The sequence below is a fragment of the Aeribacillus sp. FSL K6-2833 genome (assembly GCF_037965815.1).
Classification (GTDB): domain Bacteria; phylum Bacillota; class Bacilli; order Bacillales; family Aeribacillaceae; genus Aeribacillus; species Aeribacillus composti.
Map to the genome: position 1 here is coordinate 1,855,283 of NZ_CP150189.1, position 22,796 is coordinate 1,878,078.

General features: G+C 38.0%; 24 protein-coding genes. 14 read left to right on the forward strand and 10 right to left on the reverse strand.

Annotated features, from left to right (window positions below; genetic code table 11):
* Positions 1-16 precede the first annotated feature (16 nt).
* Positions 17-1,264, forward strand: a complete 1,248-nt coding sequence (locus NSQ94_RS09135; protein ID WP_066251614.1) for a restriction endonuclease subunit S — start codon at positions 17-19, stop codon at positions 1,262-1,264.
* Between the two features lie 53 nt (positions 1,265-1,317).
* Here the strand turns inward: NSQ94_RS09135 and NSQ94_RS09140 are convergent, their stop codons facing one another.
* Positions 1,318-1,656: a helix-turn-helix transcriptional regulator gene (locus tag NSQ94_RS09140; protein WP_063387802.1), complete on the reverse strand. Its 339-nt coding sequence runs from the start codon at positions 1,654-1,656 to the stop codon at positions 1,318-1,320.
* A 174-nt stretch (positions 1,657-1,830) separates the two neighbouring features.
* Between NSQ94_RS09140 and NSQ94_RS09145 the strand changes: the two genes are divergently transcribed.
* The 3 genes from NSQ94_RS09145 to NSQ94_RS09155 all read left to right on the forward strand — a co-directional run bounded on the left by NSQ94_RS09145 (position 1,831) and on the right by NSQ94_RS09155 (position 6,625).
* Positions 1,831-2,553: an EAL domain-containing protein gene (locus NSQ94_RS09145; RefSeq protein WP_082829624.1), complete on the forward strand. Its 723-nt coding sequence runs from the start codon at positions 1,831-1,833 to the stop codon at positions 2,551-2,553.
* 388 nt (positions 2,554-2,941) lie between these two features.
* Positions 2,942-4,690 (forward strand): methyl-accepting chemotaxis protein, encoded by a 1,749-nt coding sequence (locus NSQ94_RS09150; protein WP_339230640.1) that lies wholly within the window; start codon positions 2,942-2,944, stop codon positions 4,688-4,690.
* 690 nt (positions 4,691-5,380) lie between these two features.
* A complete protein-coding gene (locus NSQ94_RS09155; RefSeq protein WP_339230641.1) occupies positions 5,381-6,625 on the forward strand; it encodes an HAD-IIA family hydrolase in 1,245 nt (414 codons plus the stop codon).
* A gap of 544 nt (positions 6,626-7,169) precedes the next feature.
* Here NSQ94_RS09155 and NSQ94_RS09160 read toward each other — a convergent pair.
* From NSQ94_RS09160 to NSQ94_RS09180, 5 genes are all read right to left on the reverse strand, one after another.
* Positions 7,170-7,802, reverse strand: coding sequence for a response regulator transcription factor (locus tag NSQ94_RS09160; protein ID WP_063387805.1), 633 nt, complete (start codon positions 7,800-7,802; stop codon positions 7,170-7,172).
* Positions 7,795-8,841 (reverse strand): sensor histidine kinase, encoded by a 1,047-nt coding sequence (locus tag NSQ94_RS09165; RefSeq protein WP_063387806.1) that lies wholly within the window; start codon positions 8,839-8,841, stop codon positions 7,795-7,797. Before NSQ94_RS09165 ends, NSQ94_RS09160 begins: the two co-directional genes overlap by 8 nt.
* Positions 8,838-9,572: a cell wall-active antibiotics response protein LiaF gene (gene liaF / locus NSQ94_RS09170; RefSeq protein WP_063387807.1), complete on the reverse strand. Its 735-nt coding sequence runs from the start codon at positions 9,570-9,572 to the stop codon at positions 8,838-8,840. The genes NSQ94_RS09165 and liaF overlap by 4 nt, the downstream gene beginning before the upstream one ends.
* Before the next feature lie 82 nt (positions 9,573-9,654).
* Positions 9,655-10,299 carry a PspA/IM30 family protein gene (locus NSQ94_RS09175; protein WP_063387808.1) on the reverse strand — a complete coding sequence of 215 codons (645 nt, stop codon included), beginning with the start codon at positions 10,297-10,299 and terminating at the stop codon, positions 9,655-9,657.
* Positions 10,300-10,314: 15 nt separating this feature from the next.
* Complete coding sequence (locus NSQ94_RS09180; protein WP_063387809.1) at positions 10,315-10,656, reverse strand: hypothetical protein; 342 nt, start codon at positions 10,654-10,656, stop codon at positions 10,315-10,317.
* Between the two features lie 154 nt (positions 10,657-10,810).
* Between NSQ94_RS09180 and NSQ94_RS09185 the strand changes: the two genes are divergently transcribed.
* Positions 10,811-11,197, forward strand: a complete 387-nt coding sequence (locus tag NSQ94_RS09185; RefSeq protein WP_063387810.1) for a hypothetical protein — start codon at positions 10,811-10,813, stop codon at positions 11,195-11,197.
* A 348-nt stretch (positions 11,198-11,545) separates the two neighbouring features.
* Here the strand turns inward: NSQ94_RS09185 and NSQ94_RS09190 are convergent, their stop codons facing one another.
* Positions 11,546-12,523, reverse strand: a complete 978-nt coding sequence (locus NSQ94_RS09190) for a LacI family DNA-binding transcriptional regulator (RefSeq protein WP_339230642.1) — start codon at positions 12,521-12,523, stop codon at positions 11,546-11,548.
* A gap of 96 nt (positions 12,524-12,619) precedes the next feature.
* Between NSQ94_RS09190 and NSQ94_RS09195 the strand changes: the two genes are divergently transcribed.
* The 6 genes from NSQ94_RS09195 to NSQ94_RS09220 all read left to right on the forward strand — a co-directional run bounded on the left by NSQ94_RS09195 (position 12,620) and on the right by NSQ94_RS09220 (position 17,610).
* Positions 12,620-12,763 carry a hypothetical protein gene (locus NSQ94_RS09195; RefSeq protein ID WP_161939811.1) on the forward strand — a complete coding sequence of 48 codons (144 nt, stop codon included), beginning with the start codon at positions 12,620-12,622 and terminating at the stop codon, positions 12,761-12,763.
* A 182-nt stretch (positions 12,764-12,945) separates the two neighbouring features.
* Entirely contained in the window at positions 12,946-13,137 is a 192-nt protein-coding gene (locus tag NSQ94_RS09200) for a hypothetical protein (RefSeq protein WP_339230644.1), read from the forward strand.
* 191 nt (positions 13,138-13,328) lie between these two features.
* Entirely contained in the window at positions 13,329-14,270 is a 942-nt protein-coding gene (locus NSQ94_RS09205; RefSeq protein ID WP_066251239.1) for a ring-cleaving dioxygenase, read from the forward strand.
* A 41-nt stretch (positions 14,271-14,311) separates the two neighbouring features.
* The gene (locus NSQ94_RS09210; protein ID WP_339209818.1) at positions 14,312-14,923 is read left to right on the forward strand and encodes an alpha/beta hydrolase; all 612 of its coding nucleotides are present in this window, start codon (positions 14,312-14,314) and stop codon (positions 14,921-14,923) included.
* 1,075 nt (positions 14,924-15,998) lie between these two features.
* Entirely contained in the window at positions 15,999-16,931 is a 933-nt protein-coding gene (locus NSQ94_RS09215) for an aldo/keto reductase (RefSeq protein WP_094245876.1), read from the forward strand.
* A 97-nt stretch (positions 16,932-17,028) separates the two neighbouring features.
* Positions 17,029-17,610, forward strand: coding sequence for a TIGR00730 family Rossman fold protein (locus tag NSQ94_RS09220; protein WP_066251226.1), 582 nt, complete (start codon positions 17,029-17,031; stop codon positions 17,608-17,610).
* An 83-nt stretch (positions 17,611-17,693) separates the two neighbouring features.
* On the opposite strand, the gene NSQ94_RS09225 is transcribed toward NSQ94_RS09220, so the two are convergent.
* From NSQ94_RS09225 to lexA, 3 genes are all read right to left on the reverse strand, one after another.
* Positions 17,694-18,278: a lysophospholipid acyltransferase family protein gene (locus NSQ94_RS09225; protein ID WP_066251223.1), complete on the reverse strand. Its 585-nt coding sequence runs from the start codon at positions 18,276-18,278 to the stop codon at positions 17,694-17,696.
* 733 nt (positions 18,279-19,011) lie between these two features.
* Positions 19,012-20,391 carry an NADP-specific glutamate dehydrogenase gene (gdhA, locus tag NSQ94_RS09230; RefSeq protein WP_094245873.1) on the reverse strand — a complete coding sequence of 460 codons (1,380 nt, stop codon included), beginning with the start codon at positions 20,389-20,391 and terminating at the stop codon, positions 19,012-19,014.
* 329 nt (positions 20,392-20,720) lie between these two features.
* Positions 20,721-21,344, reverse strand: coding sequence for a transcriptional repressor LexA (lexA, locus tag NSQ94_RS09235; RefSeq protein ID WP_063388299.1), 624 nt, complete (start codon positions 21,342-21,344; stop codon positions 20,721-20,723).
* A gap of 159 nt (positions 21,345-21,503) precedes the next feature.
* Here lexA and NSQ94_RS09240 point away from each other — a divergent pair, with 159 nt between their 5' ends.
* The 3 genes from NSQ94_RS09240 to NSQ94_RS09250 all read left to right on the forward strand — a co-directional run bounded on the left by NSQ94_RS09240 (position 21,504) and on the right by NSQ94_RS09250 (position 22,793).
* A complete protein-coding gene (locus NSQ94_RS09240) occupies positions 21,504-21,818 on the forward strand; it encodes a LysM peptidoglycan-binding domain-containing protein (RefSeq protein ID WP_063388298.1) in 315 nt (104 codons plus the stop codon).
* An 18-nt stretch (positions 21,819-21,836) separates the two neighbouring features.
* Positions 21,837-22,487 carry a recombinase family protein gene (locus NSQ94_RS09245; protein ID WP_066251220.1) on the forward strand — a complete coding sequence of 217 codons (651 nt, stop codon included), beginning with the start codon at positions 21,837-21,839 and terminating at the stop codon, positions 22,485-22,487.
* A 75-nt stretch (positions 22,488-22,562) separates the two neighbouring features.
* The gene (locus NSQ94_RS09250) at positions 22,563-22,793 is read left to right on the forward strand and encodes a DUF896 domain-containing protein (protein WP_066251255.1); all 231 of its coding nucleotides are present in this window, start codon (positions 22,563-22,565) and stop codon (positions 22,791-22,793) included.
* Positions 22,794-22,796 lie beyond the last annotated feature (3 nt).

The window sequence follows — 22,796 nt, forward strand, 5'->3', positions numbered from 1 at the left end:
ATGTGGAGGAATTTATGTGGCGAGCTGGAAGAAAGTTCGGCTTGGTGAGATTGTTCAAATAAATCCTGAATCATTAACGAAACAATTTCCCTTTCAAATGATCGATTACATCGATATTTCGTCTGTTGGAACAGGCGAACTGAGGGAGACATCGCAATATTTGATTCATGAAGCGCCCAGCAGAGCAAAAAGGCTGGTTCGAGCAGGCGATACAATTCTTTCGACCGTCCGTCCGAATCGAAGATCCTTTTTGTTTTTAAAAAATCCGAAAGAAAATCAAGTTGTATCGACCGGTTTTGCGGTTCTTCGGCCTACGGAGCATATTCATCCGAGGTATGTGTATTACCTTATTTCCAATCAATCTTTTACAGATTATTTAGTTTCTCAGGAACAGGGAGCTGCGTATCCGGCTGTCAGCATGGATTCTATTAAAAATGCGCTCGTATTGCTGCCGGACATGCGGACGCAAGAGAAGATTGCGGACATATTAGGAACAATTGATGATAAAATTGAACTGAATATCAAGATAAATAAAACGATCGATGAAACGATCATGACACTTTACAAATACTGGTTCATAGAGTTTGGGCCTTTTAAAGATAGAGGGTTCGAAATTTCTGAATTGGGAATGATTCCGAAAGGATGGAAGGCAGGAACATTAGGTGAAGTTATAGAATTACAAAATGGATATGCTTTTAAAAGCAAGGAATGGAAATGTGAAGGCATACCTGTAATAAAAATAAAAAATATTGTCCCGCCTTTCATCAACAAAGAAGATGCAGCATATGTAGATCCATCTTTATTCCATCGATTAGATCGTTTCAAAATTACACAAGGAGATCTGCTCATTGGGCTAACAGGCGCTGAAATCGGGAAATGCGGCATTTACTATTTTGAAGAACCCGCATTATTAAATCAACGTGTCGGCAAATTTTATTCTAGCGTGCACGAAATGAATACATTGCCATTTGTCTATGCCATAACTAAATTGCCGGATTTCCGCCAAAAAATTTTAGATCGGTCTACTGGATCTGCACAGCCGAATGTCAGCGCGGATGAGATAAAAAAAATGAAAATTGTGCTTCCGCCGGATGATATTTTAAAAAAATTTATACGTTTCACCAGCAATTATTATGCGATGATGATACAAAATGCCAATGAAAATGACCGGCTCAAAAAATTGCAAAACGCTTTGCTGCCCCGGCTTTTATCAGGGGAGATGGATGTATTAGATGCTGAAAAGCATGTTGCTAACATGCTGTAAAATGATAAATAAGTTCCAAAAGAGGGGGATTGTTCCCCCTTTTTGGAATACTGCTACTTATCTTTCCAGTTCAATAGGAGATCCAGCATGTTTAGTATGAATTTTTGATCTTCAACCGGCCTTGCCTGAAGTTTTGTAATAATTTGCGACAAAGTATAATCTGGTTTTTTTGAATTTGGTTGAATAGATTTAAATAATTCCTCTAAAGAAACCTCAAGCGCCGTTGCGATTTTGTTAATACTTTCCAATGTTGCGTTTTTTTCACCTCTTTCTAATTGTCCAATATAAGTAGCATGTAGATTTGCTATATCTGCTAATTCTTCTTGACTCCACCCTTTCTGCTTGCGAAAATTTCGGATTCTTTCTCCGATTATTTGCTGTATTTTAGTCATGAACCGTCACTCCTTGGGGATAATAGTGATTCCTTTTTACAATCTACTATGAGAGTTAAGCCCCCAAGAGACTATTGATATTAAAAGCATTAAAATATATACTAAAAATATGAAATATAACATTAGACATTATCCGAAATAGGTCTATAGATAGACGTCTAGGAGGTTCTTCCATTGGTTAAATGGGAAATTAGAAGGATAAAAGAAATTATAGATAACAAATCATTTTGTCATTTTTTTCAACCTATTTATGAATTAAAAGAATCAAAAATATATGGATACGAAGCTTTGCTTCGCTGCAAATATTTTTCCGATCCGGAAATTTTGTTTCAAATCGCCCGTGAATGCGGTTTTTTATATGAACTGGATACTTGCTCCATTCACAATGCAATAACATCGATGGGAGACCTGCAGCAAAAGCTGTTTATTAACGTATTTCCATCGACGATTGTTCATCATTCTTTTACCCAATTTATAAAAAAAATAAACCTTTTTTTTCAGTCGACCGAAAAAGTAGTTTTTGAAATAAATGAAAGTGAAAAAATCGAAAATATTGAATTGTTGAAAAAAAATATTCAATTTTTAAAAGATGAAGGGTATAAAGTTGCCGTTGATGATTTCGGAAAAGGTGAAATATCGTTAGAAACCATTGTCGATTTAAACCCGCATTATATTAAAGTCGATCGTTCTTTAGGCCAAAATTTATATAATTCGGGCAAAAATCAAGATGTTATTAAAAAGCTTTTATTTCTTTGCGAACGTACCAATATGAAACTAGTTTTAGAAGGAATTGAGAAAAAAGAAGATTTAGACATGGCTAAAGCATTGGGGGTTCATTACGCTCAAGGATATTTATTAGGCGAGCCGAAGCCGATGAGGGAAAATACAAAAAAATAATTGCTGCTTATTCATAGTAAATGAATTAGAAAAATAAATTTTATCGGATCGAACATATAGACTATTTTCAGATTATTTTTACTTCATTGACGTAAAAGAACCGCACTAAATGAACGATAAAATTAATGAAAACGCTTAAATAAAGGATTATCGGTTCATTATATTTTTGACCATATACGTTCGATGTTAGCTAAAAAAATACATATTTGACAATAAATGATTAATTAACTAAAAAAAGTATGTTTAGAGGCCGATAATTAAAATGTCAAGCAACCAATTTCGGATTTGGGGAGTGAAAATGGATGGAAATGAGTTCGTAACGCTTTTCTAAGAGGAAAGAACTAAGTCTTTAAAAAAATTATGCCATAACAAAGGGGTAATGATTTTCATGAAAAAGAAATTTCAATTCACGATACGTATGAAGCTAATGACCATTTCATTTCTATTATTAACGATTCCGTTAGTCATTTTAGGCTTGTTAAGCTATCAGAAAACAACTTCCAGTTTAAACAAGCTGGGGGAAAAGAACTTAAAAAATAGCGTCGAAATGACCATTGAGTTAATCGATGCGTTAAATAAAGAGGTTGAAAAGGGAACATTGTCTTTAGAAGAAGCGCAGGAACAGGTAAAAGTTGCGATATTGGGGGAAAAGAATGCTGACGGCAAACGGTCAATTAATAAAAATTTTGATTTAGGCGAAAACGGATACATGTATATTATCGATCAAAAAGGAACTCTTATTGCACATCCAGTTATAGAAGGCAGACAAGGCTGGAATGACGAAGATTCCAAAGGCGTAAAATTCAATCAAAAAATGATTAAAACCGGAAATGAAGGTGGCGGTTTAACTTATTACGAATGGGCTTTGCCTGACAACGAAAATCGAATTGAAAAAAAAGTCGCCTATTCAAAAACTGATCCTCATTGGGGATGGGTTGTATGTGCGGGCACGTATTTAATGGATTTCAATCAGCCGGCTAATGATCTTCTCGTTTTTTTAATGATTGTCATTGGCGCAACGATTGTGATTGGATTTTTCATCGTATGGCTGTTTTCAAACAGCATTTCCAAACCAATACACGCCGTATCTGAGCGCATGCATTTGCTGGCTAATGGAGATTTAACACAAGGTGAAATAAAAATCCGTTCGAAAGATGAAACACAAAATCTGGCATATGCCATAAATCAGCTACAAAATAAACTGAAAGAAATGATTACAAACATTTCGAATGCTTCTGAAGTACTGACAAGCCACAGCGAGGAGATGACCCACTCTGCAAATGAAGTGAAGGCCGGATCAGAGCAGGTTTCAACCACCATGCAGGAATTGGCATCAGGCGCTGAAACGCAAGCAAGCAGCGCGAGCGACATGGCAGCAAAGATGGAGGTATTTGTCGAAAAAGTTCAAGATGCCAGCGAAAAAGGGGAGCATATTGAATCAGTCTCCAGAGAGGTGCTTGAAATTGCCGGCAAAGGAAATAAACTAATGATGTCTTCTACCGAACAAATGTCGAAAATTGACGAAATTTTTCAACAATCTGTTGATAAAGTGCTCGGTTTAAACGGACATTTGCAAAAAATTACAAAACTCGTATCAGTCATACAAGGAATTGCGGACCAAACGAATCTTCTAGCATTAAACGCAGCGATTGAAGCGGCAAGAGCAGGCGAAAACGGAAAAGGCTTTGCAGTAGTTGCAGATGAAGTAAGAAAGCTCGCTGAACAAGTTTCCGTCTCAATCTCAGACATAACAAGCATTGTCGACAATATCCAAAATGAATCAAAGAATGTAGTTGATGCTTTAAAGAGCGGCTATCAGGAGGTTGAACAAGGAACAGAGCAAATTAAAAATACAGGCGCAACATTTCAAACGATCAACAAAGCTGTTACGGACATGGTTCATCATATTCAAACAATTGCGAACAACTTGACGGAAATCGCTTCCAACAGCCGGGAAATGAACCGTTCCATCGAGGAAATAGCCTCGATCTCCGAGCAATCAGCAGCAGGTATTGAGCAAACCTCTGCGGCAGCCGAACAAACAAGCAGTTCTATGGAAGAAGTGGCGAACAGCTCCGAACAACTAGCGAAGCTAGCCGAAGAGCTGAATGAATTTGTACGGCAATTTAAGCTTTAGAAAATAGAAGAATGTGTTTGATTTTTTTGATATCAGAAGATGTATTTGGGTGGGGATAAATGTCCTCACCTTAAACTTTTGAGCGATACATAGACCAGCTCCCTGCAAAAAGGGGGATAAATGTTCAGTATTGCTGGCATTTAGAGGGGGAAGACAACTGGCATAAATGTCAGATCAAATACAGACCTTTCTTTATTAGAAAGGAGATCAGTCGTAAAAGCATACATTTGATTAGAGATTAGTTCTTAGTGTGCACGAATTGCACAGTCTTTTTGAAAAAACTTTTGTCTTATTGCTCAAATTCCCAATATTCCACATCACATTTTCTCCATTTAAACCGCCTTTTTGCTGCGTGAACGATAAATCTATTATAATCATATGTAGAAGTGGAAATAAAGAGAGAAGATTCTCCTCATACAAGCTCATGCAAACTTTCAAGCAAGGCAAATCGTTTTATTGAAACATCTTTTGGTTTGACAGCAAAAAAACTTCTAAAAGTTTTGCGCCAGTTTAAGAAATGGTTCATTGAGAGAACGATTGTTTTAACACGAGTTAGTTTTGAGGTACTTTAAATAAGTTCAAATCTTTTCGAGAAAACGATCACTTTAACTTAAATTAGCTTGCTGATGAGGAGTTTTTTTCAATCAGTTTGGTTCATGCGAAAATGGTTCGCTAAGGAAGGATGATTTCATGATCATAGATGAATTTGACGTGTTTTTATTTGACCTAGACGGAGTGATTTACATAGGAGAAAATCCGCTTCCTGGGGCAGTTGAATCTTTGCGGCGCTTGCGTCAAGAAAAGAAAATGATTCGGTTTCTTACAAATGATCCTTGTACTACGAGAGAAAAAATTGCCGGACGGCTCAAGCGAATGGAGATTACAGCAAGTCCAGAGGAAATCATTACATCCGCTTGGTTGACAGCTCAATATTTGCGAAAACAAAATATTCGCAGTGCCTACGTGCTGGGGGACGATCATTTACAGCACGAGTGCAGTCAAGCAGGAGTAATGGTTGTAAAGGGTGAAGAGGAGGCAGAAGCCGTTGTTGTCGGCTGGAGCGGAAATGTATCTTTGTACGATATTCAGGAAGCGGTAAAACAAATACATAATGGTGCGAAGTTTATTGCAACGAATGCCGATATGAGTTTCCCTACTTCGAAAGGTCCTTTGCCTGCAACAGGAGCTGTTGCTGAAATGATACGAGCATCAACCGGGAAAAAACCGTACATTGTCGGCAAACCGAATCCATTTATGTTCCAGAAAGCGATTGAATCGATTTCGTCTAAAGCAAAAGTGGTTATGATCGGCGATAACCCGTTAACTGATATATTAGGTGCTCATCAAGCAAGGATTCAAGCGATTTTAATTTCCAACGGGAAGAATGCACCGTTTCCATCTCCCGGGGATTACCGCAATCCGGATGCGGTGATCGGAAATTTGCAGTCTTTATTTGATGATCGTGTCAAAATTAAACAATGGAATACGCGTGATTTTGCATGGCCGGAGCGGATCGAAGCAGGAGTGGCGGGAATTATTTTTAACGAACAGCAGCAAGTTCTCCTATTAAAACGGTCGGATAACGGACTATGGGGCATTCCATCAGGGCATGTAGAGCCGGGAGAAAAGGTGGAAGAAGCAATTATAAGAGAAATTTATGAAGAAACAGGTCTTGAAGTGGAGGTAACCCGGTTGATCGGCATTTACTCAGATCCGGATTCACAAATTTTTTTATACCCAAATGGCGAAATCAGCCACTTTATTACAACCTGCTTTGAGTGCAAAATCATTGGAGGGACGCTGCGTCAAAAAACAGATGAAACGCTTGATGCACGATTTTTCGCTCCAAACGATCTGCCGGAAAACCTTTTAACGATGCATCCGAGATGGCTGCAGGATGCATTGGAAAAAGAGCTTGCTCCATATATACGATAAAAGCCGGAATACTGTTGGGGGAAAATTACGTCTTTTTCAAGTTTCGAGCAGAAGAACCTTATTATGAATCTCATATTTACACTGTTCCTAAACCTAGAAACAAAAGGCATATTAGATGTGCTATCTGCAAGGAAAGGCTGCTATTTTTCGGCAGCCTAGATAGTCATGCTAGGACTTTTGTTCATCTATTGTTTTTTTAAGAGAAAACTAGTTTTTGGCGGAAAACGAATAGGAAGATTTCTGATTTCTTTTACCGATTATTTCGATTTCCGCCATCGTTTCGCTTGAGATTTTTGAATTATTTTTAGCCGATTTTATCAAGCGTTCACATGTTTATATTTGCTTTTGTCGACGAATATGCATCCATTTGGGAGATGAATAACATCGCTTGCGTATGTGATCTTCTATTAGGTTGGGAAAACTAGCAATTTTTTTGTTTTGATTATATATGTAAAATGATAAATAAATTTCGAATGAAATTTCCTGTATTTGTGCTTCGGTGAAAAACCATTCCACTTTCTCTTTTCTTCGCTTATTGCCAATTTTACTTGATTAGCGAATGCTTGAACGCATAAATGACGGCTTGGGTGCGGTCTTGAACGCCCAGTTTGCTTAAAATGTTGCTGACGTGAACTTTGACGGTTTTTAATGAAATGAACAACTCATCTGCAATTTCTTGATTTGATTTCCCTTGAGCCATTAAAAGCAGCACTTCCATTTCTCGGTTTGTTAATTCTTCATGAGGATGGCGGTTTTGTTTTTTATTCATTCTTGCCATCATTTTCGTTGTCACTTCAGGCTCTAAGACAGATTGTCCCTGATATGTTGAACGGATCGCATCGGCGATTTCGTCTGCTTTTGAAGTTTTTAACATATAGCTGACAGCACCGGCTTCAAGGGCAGGGTAGACTTTTTCATCATCGAGAAAGCTTGTGACAATAATGATTTTTGCCTCTGGCCATTGATGAAGTATTTCTTTTGTCGCTTCAATCCCGTCCATTTCCGGCATGACGAGGTCCATTAAAATAATATCAGGCTTTAATTGTAAAGCTAGTTCAATGCATTTTTTGCCATTATCAGCCTCGCCGACGATTTCTATGTCAGGCTGGGACGATAAAAAAGCCGAAACGCCGATTCTTACCATTTCATGATCATCAACTAGTAATACTTTAATCATTTTTATCACCTTCATCTGTTAACAACGGTACTTTTATTTCCAATCTAGTTCCTTCATGAGGGACACTGACAATTTGCAATGTTCCGCCGATTTCGGCTGCACGTTCATACATGTTTTGCAAACCATATGCTCCTGATTTTGCCGATTGAACGTCAAATCCTACACCATCGTCGACAATCCGTAAAATGGCCATATTTTTCCGTTTGATCAGCAATACTTCAAGTGTATTCGCTTTGGCGTGGCGAAGAGTGTTTGACACCGATTCTTGCAAAATGCGGAATAAATGGTCTTCAATCCCTTTATCTAGAGGAAATTGCTCTGTCTTCCATTGGATGTTCATCGGCACCTTTTGCCGCAACTCTGTGAGCAGTTCTTCAATTCCAGTTTGCAAAGATTTACCTTTTAAAGGGACAGGCCGCAAATGCAAAAGAAGAGCGCGCATTTCAAGCTGGGACTGCTGAATAATTTCTTCAACTAAATGGATTTGTTTGCTCGTTCCTTCATCGATTTTTTCCTTGTTTCCTTTAACAGCAGAAATGAGCATCGAGGCTGCAAACAAGTTTTGACTGACAGAGTCATGCAGCTCGCGTGCCAGCCTTTGCCTTTCTTGTGAAATGATTTCTTCCAATCTTTTTTCTTGTTCTTTTGCGTTTTCACCTGCAAGTTTTTGCGTTAATTTCGTCTGTTCAATGAGATGATGCTGCACTTGGTCAATTCGAAGGTTGATTTCATCTAATTCTTTAATGTTTATATGTTCATTTTGTTCAACCGTTTCTCCTTTTGTTATTTTTTTTAGTTTGTCTTCAATCTTGTGTAGTTTATCTTTAAAAGGAAGTCCGAATAGAATGCCGAAAAGCAAGCCGATGGCGCTGCTGATTACGAACGTGAAGAGGATAAACGGAATATCAAGAATTTTTTGTTTCCATAATAATGTCCAATTAGGAAACAGGAACGTAAGCAAAAGCGAAACAGTGAAAAATAAAAAAGTGACTACTGATGTTACTAAGCAGATAATAATTTGTCTTTGCAATACATTCATGTTCTTTTCACCTCTATTCTGCCAAAGGTTATAGAGGTGATGATTTTCACTTTTTGGGCAGATTCATGATAGTTTTTGGACTCATATCGAATTGTTTCGTTCCATACATTCGGTTCACTATAATCAAAAATGGAGTAGGAGCCGATGAAACCGGAATGGTGGACGGACACTTCCAGCTCGTAAGGAACAATTATTTCGATATTGCCGATAAGCTTTCGGATGACAATCACCGCTTCACCTTTCGGAAGAATCGTATAGTTTAAATCTATTACTGTATCGCCGATGCCTGTTTGAATGTTGACATCGTTCCATTTGTATATTTGTTCTTCGGTTCGCTGCGTTCCGAACAATCTGTTTTGAAAAAGAGGCGTTTTGGAAAATGTCTCTTCTTGCGAGAGGATTGGATCTGCTTCTTCAATTTTAGGAGACTTTTTAGCAGCTACCTGCTTGTTTTGAACATAGTGAAAAATAAAGTAAATGAAAACAGCAAATAGAAGCAGTCGGAATGTAAACATATTGAAAAAAGATAGAACGCCGCCGATTATTCCGATCCAAAATAACAATAATCCTGATTTTTTCGGCATTCTTTTTCTTCCAATATATACGCAAAAAATCATCATCATTAGGAAGAAAAGGGCCTCACCATTGAAAAATAAAAGCTCTGCGATGAATAAGATGATGCCAATGACGAAAATCCATTTTGTAAAATCTATTTTCGATTGATGAAACACGAGGCTCCTCTCCTTCCTATTAGTGTGAACATAAATATGGAAAGGCGTAGAGAACTACGCCCTTATAGCATAACAATTTACGTTAAGAATTTGAATCCGTTTCTTGATTTTTTAATTCTTTTTCAAGCTTTGCGATTCTTGCATCAAATGTTAATGTATCGTATCTGTTGTTGATTCGATTTTCCAGTTCATCAAGGTAATTCTCTATTTCAGCAAAGCGAACAAAATGGTTCTTTTCGGAATTATGCTGCTCAAGAACTTGGTTGATCCGGGAGTAGGCGCGTGCAATATTTTCTCGTCCCATCAGCTCCATGCGCTTTATATGCATATCTTTTAATTTATGTTTCATTTCTTCATATTTATGTTCTAAGTCAATGAGCTGTTTCGTTGCTTGTTCAAGCGCTTGTTTTAATTTTGATGCACGCTCCTCATACTGCTGCTGCTCGTTGATGGCAAATTGATGCAATTCTTCTTCTTGCGCTTTCAACGCAATTTCGGCTTGATATTTTCTTTTTTCTTTTAAGTGTTCAGCATGGTTGTATTCTCTTAACAGCTCTTGTTTTAATAATCGTTGGCGTTCGATTAGTTTTTGAACCTTTTCAACTTCCTTTTCACATTGGCGCAAATATTCATTTAGTAGCGCAATTGGATTCCTTTGTTCCTGTTCATTCAATAAATCATGTAAATCGGCCATAATCACATTTTTTAATCTCGTAAATATGCTCATTTTTTTCCCCTCCATTTATTGTCGTTTTAGTGATTCCCATTGTTTTTCAAAATTGGTGAATGGATCGTCTGACACATACGGATCATTCGATTTTTTCCAATTATTAAAAATGAGATAAAGCACATATGCGGCGATTAAACCGAGAATAGCTGGGACATTTGCAGCTGAAACAGATAGTGCAATCAGCCCGACAATCCCCCAAAACCATTTTTTTGATTTTTTGTCGGATTTCACAAATTGTTTAAACGAAAAGTATAGAACAAGCAAACTGATAAGAAGTCCGACGATTGAGCCGAGATTGGCGATTAAAACTATTGCGGCTATTGCACCTGCGATGAACAAACCGATTTTTTTCATAATTTGAATGACCTCCTTTCAATTTTCATCTTACCTTTTGTCGTCGCTGCTCATAACGAACCTGAGGCATATTTTGAACTACGACTTGAGGCGTATTTCGATTTCCTTTCAATGATTATGTTCTGCTTCGGAGGAGGACGGGGCATGGGAAACATTGATCAATCTGTATAAAAAGCACGCCATTATTGATTTAATGCGATATTACACCGTGATGAATCTGTTAATGATCTTGTTGTTTTTCTTCCGTAATCTAGCGGATGTGCCTTGGCATTTAATTTTATTCGCCTTGCTGCTCGGGTTGAATTTTTTGCTGATTGGTGCGTTATTGATTTTATTGGTCAAAAATGTAGAAATGGCGTTCGGATTCATTGCCATTTATACGGTTGTCGAATACGTGACAAACGGCGAACTTATACCATGGCCGCACTTTTTTTACAAATTCAACTCGATGGTTGACGGAAATGAAGCGTTTGTTTATGCAGCAAATATTTTGAGCATCGTGATCGCAAGCTTGCTGATAAGAAGAAAATTAACGGAGTAGGAAAATTGTTTTAAAAAGCGGTTTGGGGAAATAACACTCCAATTTTAAGGATTTTCATTGCTATGCAATTGAAAACATCTGTAAGGCCATTTGTGATTGACGTACACTTTGCTGTCGGCCAAAAAGGGGAGTAAGTATGCAGACAAGTTGTTAACCAGCTTTGAGTAGTAATCGATGAATTTCACACTGAACGTCAAAAGAAAACGGAATATGGAAAAAGACGCATGCAAATCGTCAAAATGATTACAAAATCAAATGAAAAATCCTGCCAAGCTGCTTCGGTTTTTGCAGATGATCGTTTGGCAGGAATGATTTGAACTCTAAAGAGGGGGCATCCTTCTTCATGGGTTACACAGTTTTCCGCTCAATTAACCGAAAGGGGAGAGTCATCTTCTTATTTGTTTGCTCCCGTTTTTCTTTACAATGAATAATCGATTGCACCGCAAGCTTCCCCATTTTTCTTATTGGGATTTCAATAGTAGTGATTCCCATGATGTCGGCAATAGGCTGATTATCAAAGCTTAAGATGGCAATGTCTTGAGGAATCTTTATTTTATATTGTTCGGCACTTAATAAGATACCTGCTGCCACTTGATCGTTTGTAACAAAAAAGGCAGTCGGTTTTTTCTCTAAATGCTGAAGCTTTTCCATAAGCTGTTTGCCGTCAGTGATCGATAGGCATTTGTCGAAGATCCACTCGCTTCGAATCGGTTCGCCTAATTCCTTCATTTTTGTTTTATAGGCTTTTCTTCTTTTTTTACTGTTTGGCCCTTCCATTCGTCCTAAAGTAAATGCAATTTTCGTATGACCTTTCGAAATTAAATAGTCCAAACCAAACTGAAATGCCTGTTCATGCGGAATGCTCAAAGAAGGGAAATGGCTTTGGTCTGAATCTTCGCAAAGAACGATCGGTCCAGCATTTTTATATTCTTTCAATACATCAAAGGAAATGGCTCTTGAACAAAAAATGACACCATCCAATAAGGTTCCCCGCAACAATTCCAATGCTTCAAGCTCTTTTGCTGGTTCATAATTCGTTTGAAAGAGAACAAGCTGCAAATGATGCTTGATCGCTTCCTCCGAAATCCCTTCCACAATGCTGCTAAAATAAGGATGATCGATTTTAGGCAGGACGACGCCGATCAAATTTGAAAAGCCTTTAGACAAGTGGACTGCATGAATGTTCCGTTTATAGTTGATTTCTTCTATCACTTTTAAAACCGCTTCTTTTTTTTCGTCACTGACATATGGATGATTATTTAAAACTCTCGAAACCGTTGTAACAGAAACACCTGCAAGCTTTGCAATATCACGAATCGTTGCCATGAAATATCCCTTTCTTTTAAAAATCCTTGACCTGAAACGCGTTTCATACATTATGTTGATGTTGACAAAGAAATGAGTTTGAGGGGGGGGAGGAATATGATGAAAGGATTACTTATTTTAATTGGCTTATGTCTTCTCGAAATCATCTTAGCAAAATTGGCGTTAAAAGACAAAGATGCTTCGCTGATGGATTTTGCTGAGTTCTTTGAATTAGATGATAAAAAAGAAGATCAGAAATGATACCTGTCCGGTTACGGTATTCAACTTCATTTGTCTACATTGCTAAAGCCATACGGATTTACTAATATTAAATTGCAACGGTCATTCCGATCAGTCTGCAAAAAGCAATTTGCTTTTGCATGTTTTCGGTTTATCTGAAAGCAGCTGGCGGATGCCGGCTACTTTCAGGATGTTGCGTGTTCATGACCAATCTTAAATTCGACTTGTGTTTGCCGAGCCATCACAAAAAATTTATGGAACGGCCGATAGCCCTTGCTGCGGCCAGAACAACAATTTCTGTAACGATTTTACGCGCAAGAGGAGAGGGAGATTTCTCTTCACATTCAAACGCTGCTCTTGCGATTGCTTTCATTTTGGTAAAGATGGTATTTTAGTGAATACGGAACGAAAAGAGATGAAAAATTCAACAGATAAGCTTTTTGATAATAAATGAAAGATTTGATAAAATTATCTCGAATTAAAAATAATTTAATTCGAGATATTTGAATCCGGAATAAATAACCCGTTAAAATGATTGATTTACAAAAACGAATCGCGTAAAGCAAATAATAAAGGAGAATCAAAGATGAAAAAGAAAACAGCTGGAATTCATCATATTACTGCTATTGTCGGCCATCCGCAGGAAAATATTGATTTTTATGCTGGAGTTTTAGGGCTGAGGTTAGTTAAAAAAACTGTGAATTTCGATGATCCCGGCACGTACCATTTTTATTTCGGGGATAAAGAAGGAAAGCCAGGGACACTGATTACTTTCTTTCCTTGGCCTGATGCGTATCAAGGAAAAATCGGCAATGGTCAGGTGGGTGTAACTTCTTATGTGATACCAGAAGGTTCCATGAGCTTTTGGCAAGAAAGACTAGATAAATTTAGAATTCCGTTTACAATGACAGAACGGTTTGGTGAGTCACTGCTTGCGTTTCAAGACCCACACGGTTTGAACATTGAGCTAGTGGAACGAAAAGAAGGAGAATTAAATCAATGGGAATTTGGCCATGTCACCTCTGATGTTGCCATTAAAGGATTTGGCGGTGCCGTATTATATTCATCATTTCCTGAAAAAACGTCAGAGTTGTTGGAGAATATTTTTGGACTTCAACGAATTGGAAGGGAAGGAGATTTTATTCGTTTTCAGTCTCCAAGTGAAATCGGCAATGTCGTTGATGTAAAATTTACTTCTTCCGGACGCGGCATCATGGGGGTTGGAACAGTCCATCATATCGCGCTTCGGGCAAAAGACGACAACGATCAATTAGAATGGAAAACATCTTTAGAATCAAATGGATACAGGGTAACGCCAGTTCAGAATCGAAAGTATTTTCATTCTATTTATTTCAGAGAGCATGGTGAAATTTTGTTCGAAATTGCAACAGATCCTCCGGGTTTTGCAATTGATGAATCTTTAGATGCACTTGGAAAAGAATTAAAGCTTCCGGAGCGTTACGAAAAGTATCGGGAACGGTTGGAAAATAAGTTGATGCCAGTGGAAGTCCGTAACCTTGACGAATAAGAAAAGTAATGCTTAATAAACGCTGAGAAGGAGAAAAAACGATGAAACATATTTTTCAAAAAGGAAGCAATCCGGCAAAACCGACTCTCCTATTGCTGCATGGAACCGGCGGAAATGAGTTTGATCTTCTTCCCATTGCAGAAATTATTGATCCAGAAGCATCGATTTTAGCTGTGCGCGGAAATGTAATGGAAAATGGAATGCCGCGTTTTTTTAAAAGACTTGCCGAAGGAGTTTTTGATGAAGAAGATCTTGTTTTCCGTACAAAGGAATTAAACTCTTTTTTAGATGAAGCAGCACAAACATATCGATTTGATCGAAATTCTGTAATCGCAATCGGTTATTCCAACGGAGCAAATATAGCAGCCAGCCTTTTATTCCATTTTCGGGATGCGCTAAATGGAGCCATCTTGCATCACCCGATGGTGCCGAGAAGAGGGATGGATCTGCCGGATCTTTCAGGAAAAAACGTTTTTATTGCAGCTGGAAAGCGTGATCAAATTTGCTCTCCTGAAGAATCAATAGAGCTTAAAACATTTTTAGAAAATAACAACGCAAATGTGCACTTGCATTGGGAAAACGGAGGACATGAGCTGACTTTATCAGAAGTTCAGGCAGCATCCAATTGGTACCGGCAGCTTTATCAAAAATAAGCTGTGAAAGATACCAATAAAAGCAAGTAAATTGGATCAAAATGTTGCCAGCAATCAATTGGCCGTCATTCCAAAATGTTTATAACAAAATGCGGAAGGAAATTGGGCGTGCTCTTCCATTTGTAAATGTTTGTCATTCTCAAGGCTCGTACATCATATATCAAAAGAGCTGCTTAATTCCACGCAAAGCGGATCAAAAATGATCCGTAATGCAAAAAGTTTCGTCAAAGTGCGGGAGTTCTTATATTTGAAAAAATGTTTATCAACTTTGAACCTTGTGCATCAAATATATTAACAGAGCTGCCGAATTCCACAAGATTTACAATAGAAAATCGTGAGCGTTCGGTGGATTTTATGAAATCAAGATAAGTATTCGCAAAATAAATGTTTTGACAGAGGCATTAATTTGCAATTTTTCAGTAATGCTTTATTCTGTTTTAATTAATTGATATAATTGCCGAAAAAAAGAATATCGTTCTAAATAAAAAGATTGAAAGTAAAGGACGGAATTGCTTTCAAGCAAACAGTGGGGCTGTCCGACGAGTTGCTAAAATGAAAGATTTTGAGAAATACAACTGTGAAGGACAAACATAATGAAATAAAATTTATAAATGTTCTTTATAGAGGCAATGAAGTCCAACAAGAAGCGATTGTATGTGCTGAATGTCCGTCATAAAACTTTTGAAGAACCTAATGAAGAAAGAGAGCAAAAGAAAAGTCCTTCATAAGACTTCTGAAGGATATAAAAAAGATTGAAAAAATTGTATGTCCGATAAGTCTAAAAAATAATGCTCCCAAAAGTCAGTTAACCCTACTTTTGGGAGCCTCTTTATTTTGTTATTGCAGCAGGCAGCAATCTCTTAAGATATTTTTATGGTGCTTTAGACAACTTCAAGAATTTGAACATAATGGAACAAACAATAAACAGTCGAGCAACTGCTGCTTGAAAATGAATAAAAGAATCCTTTCATAATTTCATTTATAAAGCCATAATAATATTTAATAGCTTATTAGTTAAAAAACTGATTTTTCTGATAGAATTTGTTATAATGTTAATGAAAGGAGTTGAAATATTGTGACAAAAAAGACTAGATTAGGCAAGACCGATATATATGTGAACCCAATCGGGCTTGGAACAAATGCTGTTGGCGGGCACAACATTTTTCCAAACCTTGACGATGAAACTGGGAAAGAAATCGTTCGTACAGCTTTGGATCATGGAATAAATTTTTTGGATACGGCATTTTATTACGGTCCTGAGCGTTCGGAAGAAATTATCGGTGAAGTCGTCAAGGAGTTTGGCCGTCGTGATGAAGTAGTCATTGCTACTAAAGGTGCTCACAAATTTGTAGACGGAAAAGTTGTTCTTGATAACTCTCCCGATTTCCTTCGCGAGTCGGTCGAGGGCAGCCTGAAACGCTTAAAAACGGATTACATAGATTTATATTACATTCATTTTCCGGACGAAACGACACCGAAGGATGAAGCTGTCGGTGAATTGAAGAAGCTTAAGGATGAAGGGAAAATTCGTGCGATCGGTGTATCGAATTTCTCGCTCGAACAATTAAAAGAAGCGAACAAAGATGGGTATGTCGATGTAATTCAGTCCGAATATAACTTATTTAAACGACAAGCAGAAAAAGATTTGCTTCCTTACACGGCGGAAAATGGAATATCGTTTATACCATATTTTCCACTTGCCTCAGGTCTATTAAGCGGAAAATATTCGAAAGATGAGAAGTTCAATGATTCACGTGCACAAAATCCTTTGTTTCAAGGGGAAGCATTTGCGCGTAATCTCGAAAAAGTCGAGCAATTGCGTCCAATCGCAGAAGCGAAAAATGCTGAAATTGCTCACGTTGTGCTAGCATGGTATTTAACGGTCGATTCCATCGATGCGATCATCCCTGGTGCGAAGAAGCCGGAACAGGTACTTGACAATTTAAAAACGTTAGATGTCCAGTTAACAAAGGAAGAAATAGAGAAAATCAGTCAGATTTTTCAATAATTTTGTAAAAAAGCTGTGATGGAAATATCCCATTCACAGCTTTTAATAGGACTTTCTCATTCGTCAGAACGTTTAGAGAAGAAGCAGGAGTGGTAATATGAGACGTGTTTGTGTTTTTGCAGGATCGAATCCGGGAACAAATCCTAAGTATAAAGAAGCAGCTATCAAACTGGGAGAAGAATTGGTAAAAAACAGGCTTGAGCTCGTATATGGAGGCTCCAGCATTGGTCTGATGGGAGTGATTGCAAACACCGTATTAGAGTTAGGAGGCACCGTATTGGGCGTTATGCCGACGAATTTATTTCAAGGAGAGGTTGTCCACAAGCATCTCACTCAGCTTTATGAAGTCAATGATATGCATGAGCGGAAAGCAAAAATGGGAGAGCTTTCAGATGCGTTCATTGCTCTTCCCGGAGGCTATGGTACTTTTGAGGAAATATTTGAAGCGGTTAGCTGGGGGCAGCTTGGGATTCATGAAAAGCCTGTGGCGTTGTTAAATATCGATGACTATTACACGCCGGTAAAACAGATGATTGAGAATGCGGTAGAGGGAGGCTTCATGCCTGAAACGCATAAACAGTTTATGATTTTTGCAGACAATCCCTCTATATTAATAGATAAACTTCGTGCGTACAAACCGCCTTTGAAGACAAATAAGTGGATCGAACTAGATCGATAAATGAAAATATCAGAACTTTACTTCGCCTTTAGCTTTCTGATCAGTTTGTCTAAAAATGACAAGCTGATCAGAAACGTCAATGTTTAGTCGTTTATGCTTTTTTCAAGAGCTTTCAGCTTATGTTCAAGCTGTTGAAGCGCATCATCAATTTGATTTGCATTTTTCTCTAAATAGATTGGTTCGCCAAATGCAACGACAGCTTTTTTCCCGGCAAAAAAATCTTTTAAACTTTTTGGACCATGATAGGTTGCAGGCAATATGGGAACGCCGGCTTTCATCGCAATTGTAACCGCGCCTCTTTTTAAAGGAACTTCCTCGTCTGTTCTTGTGCCGCTCGGGAAAATTCCAACAACTTTATTTTCTTTTAACAGTTTCAAAGGAATTTTTAGTGCGCTCGGTCCAGGATTTTCACGATTAACTGGAAAAGCATGCATCTTTTTCAAAAACCAACCTATGAGCGTGTTCTGAAACAATTCTTTTTTGGCCATATAATGGACATGAATTGGAAAAAGTGCTGCGGCGAGCAAGACTACATCTACCCAGCTGCGATGAGAGCATGTAACAATAAAACGATGGTCTGCCGGAATATGCTGCTTGCCTTTGACTTCTAGCAAACTAAAAATTTTAATGATCAATATTGCAAGTTTTCCTGCTAAATGATAAATCATTTTGTTCCCCCCCCCGAATGACTTCCAGAAATATGTTTGCGTTGCAAAAGATCTGTATTTTCGGTTAGGGCGCATGTCGATTTTGTCTGCGTTCAGTTTAGCATTTTTACGTGATGCATGTAAAGTCGGTAGTACATCGTCAACGAATCGTCTTATCCAAAGTCAGTCAGTGAAAATACCGCCGTTTCATTGGAGGATGGGCAGCCGTATTCGGTGTTTTTTAGATGAACAAGTATTTGTGCTGAAGGTTATTGGCGCTGGATAAAAGGAGCAACCATATCAATAATAAAATGCTTTAATTGGAAAAATCAATTTTAATAGCAGTTACTTTGTTTCTATAAATTTTATACTTGATGATACAAAATATTGAGAGTAAAGAAGAGATGAAGCAGAAAAACAAACATCAGTGCAATCTGTCTTTTTTATTTAAAAAACAAGAGAGATAATCAATCCAGGCATCAGCGTAAAAAAATATGTAAGATAATCTGACATAAAACTTCAATTCTCTCATTGAATGGGATACACTGATAGGGAAAAATTTGATCCAATCGTGGAAATAAAGAAGAGTGAATTTGGATCGGTGTGATATCAATTTCTATTCACTCAAGTTAAGATGGGGTATTATAGTGAGCATGATGAATCGCCAAAGCAGGGTAGGTAAAGCTTTAGCGATTATCATATATGTTTACTCACTATAAAGAATAAATGATGGAAATGACCATTTTTCTATCTTTTAAATGACTCCTTGTTCTACCATTGCATCAGCGACTTTTTTAAATCCTGCAATGTTAGCGCCGACGACAAGATTTCCGGAGCAGCCGTATTCATTTGCAGCGTTGACGCAATTTCGGTAAATGTTCTTCATGATATCACGTAATTTTGCGTCGACATCTTCAAAGCTCCAAGATAATCTTGCGCTGTTTTGAGCCATTTCTAATGCTGAAACAGCAACTCCGCCTGCGTTAGCAGCTTTTGCAGGTCCAAAAAGAATATTGTTTGATAAAAACACGTCGATCGCTTCTAATGTAGACGGCATGTTGGCGCCTTCTCCAACAGCTTTGAGTCCGTTGGAAACAAGGAGTTCAGCTGCTTTTTTATCGATTTCATTTTGAGTAGCGCATGGGAGGGCAATATCGCACGGAATGGACCAAATTCCGGAACAGCCTTCATAATATTCTGCATGAGGATGTTCATTTACATATTCTTTAATTCTTTTTCTTTCAACTTCTTTTAACCTTCTAACCGTTTCAAGATTAATTCCATTTTTATCAAAAATGTAGCCATCAGAGTCGCTGCATGCGACAACTTTTGCACCTAATTGTGTTGCTTTTTCAATCGCATATATGGCAACGTTCCCAGAACCAGAGACAACAACTGTGCTTCCTTTGAAGCTTAATCCATGGTCTTTAAGCATTTCTTCAACAAAATAAACAGTTCCATACCCTGTCGCTTCGGTTCTCGCTAGGCTTCCGCCGTAACCAATGCCTTTTCCGGTTAACACCCCAGCTTCAAATCCGCCGCGTATTCTTTTATATTGGCCAAACAAGTATCCGATCTCTCTTGCGCCAACTCCAATATCACCGGCAGGAACGTCAATATCTGGTCCAATATGTTTGTAAAGCTCTGTCATAAAGCTTTGTGTAAATCTCATAATTTCCCCATCTGATTTACCTTTCGGATCAAAATCAGATCCGCCTTTTCCTCCGCCGATCGGCTGCCCAGTCAATGAATTTTTGAAGATTTGTTCAAATCCTAAAAATTTAATAATGCTGGCGTTGACGGTCGGGTGAAAGCGCAAGCCTCCTTTATATGGCCCAATTGCACTATTATATTGCACTCTAAATCCGCGGTTTACACGCACTTTTCCTTCGTCATCCACCCATGGAACGCGAAAAATGATCAATCTTTCCGGCTCAACAATTCTTTCAAGTATTCCGTGCTTTATATATGTAGGATGTTGAGCAAATACAGGCACAAGCGAGTCAAATATTTCTTTTACAGCTTGAAGAAACTCAGGCTCATTCGGATTTTTTTCTTGCACGGATTGAAATACTTCATTGACATATTGCTTTGCATTTTCCAGTTCACTTTGTTTCATAAGTAATTGATTCATAGCACCTCTCCTATACCTAAAATTTAAGCAGTTAGAAGAATTCAAACAATTCAGTAAATCATCCCGGCACTGGCTAAGGAAGCGAAATCTACAATAAAAAATTCTACAACAAAATAAATCAAAAAACAATGACTGTTGAGAATTGTTGCATAATAGCTTTGCATGCAGGCGCGGAGAAGGCGCCTGAAATTTGTTTCATTGAATCTAGCTTGTCTGCATACATATTGATTAGAAAACATTTTTAAAAATTTAACATCGCTAAGAGAGGGAATTTTGAAAATTTTATAAAAAGAAAAAGGATGCCTCACCTGTTTTGAGACATCGAATATTCAGTGTATGGAACGGTATAGCCCGATCACTTTTCCGAGTATTGTCACATTTTTTAAAATAATCGGCTCCATTGTTGGGTTTTCCGGCTGAAGCCGAATAAAGTCTTTTTCTTTGAAAAACCTTTTTACGGTCGCTTCATTGTCGTCTGTGAGCGCGACAACGATGTCGCCGTTATTGGCTGTTTGCTGCTGTCTGACAATAACTAAATCTCCGTCCAGAATGCCTGCTTCGATCATGCTTTCTCCGACTACTTCAAGCATGAAAAGTTGATCATCACCTGATGCAATATGATTCGGAAGCGGAAAATATTCTTCGATGTTTTCAACGGCAGTGATCGGAATACCAGCCGTCACTTTTCCTATGACCGGCACGTTGATCACATTGTTTGTTAGAAGGTGGCTGCCATCATCGTCCAAAATTTCAATGGCTCTCGGCTTTGTGGGGTCTCTTCTAATCAGTCCTTTGCTCTCAAGCTTTGCTAAATGCCCGTGAACAGTTGAACTGGAGGCAAGACCGACCGCTTCGCCGATTTCTCTTACAGAGGGAGGGTATCCTTTCTTTTTTACTTCCTCCTTAATGAAGTTCAAAATATCTTGTTGTCTCTTAGATAATTTTGTTGACATGTCAAGCACCTCAGTCATATCAATTTGTGTCGATTATAGCATGATTTTTCCAAAAAAGCAAACGTAAGTTCGAATATTTGCTTGACAGAAACATGTGTTCCCTTTTATACTTAAAAACAAAAAACCGAACAAATATTCTGTTTCAGGGGGCGGTTCTAAATGGATAAATTATCATGGTCTTACATCGTTTCTTTTTTCCTTGTCATCATGGCGGCAGTTTTGGCGATTTCGTATACTGGAGAAAGGGAAGAGCTCGATCATTATTTGGAGGTTCAAGTGAAGGAAGGGGACAGTTTGTGGAAAATCGCTGATGAATATAAAGAATATGACAATATGTCTCATTCAGAGTTTGTTAAATGGGTTCAGGAGCGAAACAATCTCCAAAGCCTTGTTGTAAAACCGGGGGAAACAATCGTCATTCCGATTGAAAAAAATAAATACTACAATGCTGAATATTTGGCAAACAAAGAATAACCGCAAGGAGCATTTAACATGAGAGCAGTCGTTTATGCAAGAGTCAGCACTGAAAAAGATGAGCAGGAAACATCTTTGAAAAGACAGAAGGACGAGCTGTTAAAGCTCGCAGCTGAAAACGGTATGGAAGTTGTTGAAGTGATAGAAGAAAAAGCGAGCGGGTATGATGTTGATCGTGAAGGGGTTTTTCAACTGCTGGAATTGATTGAGGAGAAAGAAATTGAAGCGGTATTAATACAGGATGAAACAAGAATTGGCAGAGGGAATGCCAAAATCGCCATTGTCCATTCCATTTTGAAACAAGGTGTGAAAATTTTCACCGCTGCCCATCGCGGGGAGATGGAACTGTCTGAATCAGACACGATGGTGCTTGAAATCATAGGAATTGTCGAAGAATATCAACGAAAAATTCATAATTTGAAAATAAAGCGGGGAATGTTGAGAGCTATACAAAATGGGTACAGGCCTGAAAAAAATTTAAAGAATAGAAATTCTTCCTATAAAAGAGAGCGAAAAGAAGTTCCGATCGAGGAGATTGACCGATTGCGGAAAAACGGCCTGACATTTTCAGAAATAGCGGCAACATTAAGAGGATTCGGCTATGACGTTTCAAAAGCTACTGTCCATCGCAGATATCAACAATTTTTGTCAGAAAAAGGAGAATCATAGCAATAATTGTTGTCATTAGTGGTCGCATTTAGTATGATAAAAGAGCGCGGCAAAAATATACAAGGGGTTCAGCTTATGATTTCAAAAGAAAAACTTAACCGTATTAATGAACTATCTAAAAAGTCTAAGTCAGAAGGATTGACGCAAGAGGAAAAGCTTGAGCAGCAGCAATTAAGGCAGGAATATTTAGAGTCGTTTCGTCGGGATTTTCAAAACACCTTAAAAAATGTTACAGTGATTGATCCGAAAGGTAATGATGTTACACCGGAAAAATTGAAAAAATTTAAAAATAAAAGGCTGCATTAACGG

Bases quoted from the DNA above. Each gene is read 5' to 3' on its own strand.
- NSQ94_RS09140 (WP_063387802.1), bottom strand. From the start codon at position 1,656: ATGACTAAAATACAGCAAATAATCGGAGAAAGAATCCGAAATTTTCGC.
- NSQ94_RS09150 (WP_339230640.1), top strand. From the start codon at position 2,942: ATGAAAAAGAAATTTCAATTCACGATACGTATGAAGCTAATGACCATT.
- NSQ94_RS09155 (WP_339230641.1), top strand. From the start codon at position 5,381: ATGATCATAGATGAATTTGACGTGTTTTTATTTGACCTAGACGGAGTG.
- NSQ94_RS09160 (WP_063387805.1), bottom strand. From the start codon at position 7,802: ATGATTAAAGTATTACTAGTTGATGATCATGAAATGGTAAGAATCGGC.
- NSQ94_RS09165 (WP_063387806.1), bottom strand. From the start codon at position 8,841: ATGAATGTATTGCAAAGACAAATTATTATCTGCTTAGTAACATCAGTA.
- NSQ94_RS09175 (WP_063387808.1), bottom strand. From the start codon at position 10,299: ATGAGCATATTTACGAGATTAAAAAATGTGATTATGGCCGATTTACAT.
- NSQ94_RS09180 (WP_063387809.1), bottom strand. From the start codon at position 10,656: ATGAAAAAAATCGGTTTGTTCATCGCAGGTGCAATAGCCGCAATAGTT.
- NSQ94_RS09190 (WP_339230642.1), bottom strand. From the start codon at position 12,523: ATGGCAACGATTCGTGATATTGCAAAGCTTGCAGGTGTTTCTGTTACA.
- NSQ94_RS09195 (WP_161939811.1), top strand. From the start codon at position 12,620: ATGATGAAAGGATTACTTATTTTAATTGGCTTATGTCTTCTCGAAATC.
- NSQ94_RS09200 (WP_339230644.1), top strand. From the start codon at position 12,946: ATGACCAATCTTAAATTCGACTTGTGTTTGCCGAGCCATCACAAAAAA.
- NSQ94_RS09205 (WP_066251239.1), top strand. From the start codon at position 13,329: ATGAAAAAGAAAACAGCTGGAATTCATCATATTACTGCTATTGTCGGC.
- NSQ94_RS09210 (WP_339209818.1), top strand. From the start codon at position 14,312: ATGAAACATATTTTTCAAAAAGGAAGCAATCCGGCAAAACCGACTCTC.
- NSQ94_RS09220 (WP_066251226.1), top strand. From the start codon at position 17,029: ATGAGACGTGTTTGTGTTTTTGCAGGATCGAATCCGGGAACAAATCCT.
- NSQ94_RS09225 (WP_066251223.1), bottom strand. From the start codon at position 18,278: ATGATTTATCATTTAGCAGGAAAACTTGCAATATTGATCATTAAAATT.
- gdhA (WP_094245873.1), bottom strand. From the start codon at position 20,391: ATGAATCAATTACTTATGAAACAAAGTGAACTGGAAAATGCAAAGCAA.
- lexA (WP_063388299.1), bottom strand. From the start codon at position 21,344: ATGTCAACAAAATTATCTAAGAGACAACAAGATATTTTGAACTTCATT.
- NSQ94_RS09240 (WP_063388298.1), top strand. From the start codon at position 21,504: ATGGATAAATTATCATGGTCTTACATCGTTTCTTTTTTCCTTGTCATC.
- NSQ94_RS09245 (WP_066251220.1), top strand. From the start codon at position 21,837: ATGAGAGCAGTCGTTTATGCAAGAGTCAGCACTGAAAAAGATGAGCAG.
- NSQ94_RS09250 (WP_066251255.1), top strand. From the start codon at position 22,563: ATGATTTCAAAAGAAAAACTTAACCGTATTAATGAACTATCTAAAAAG.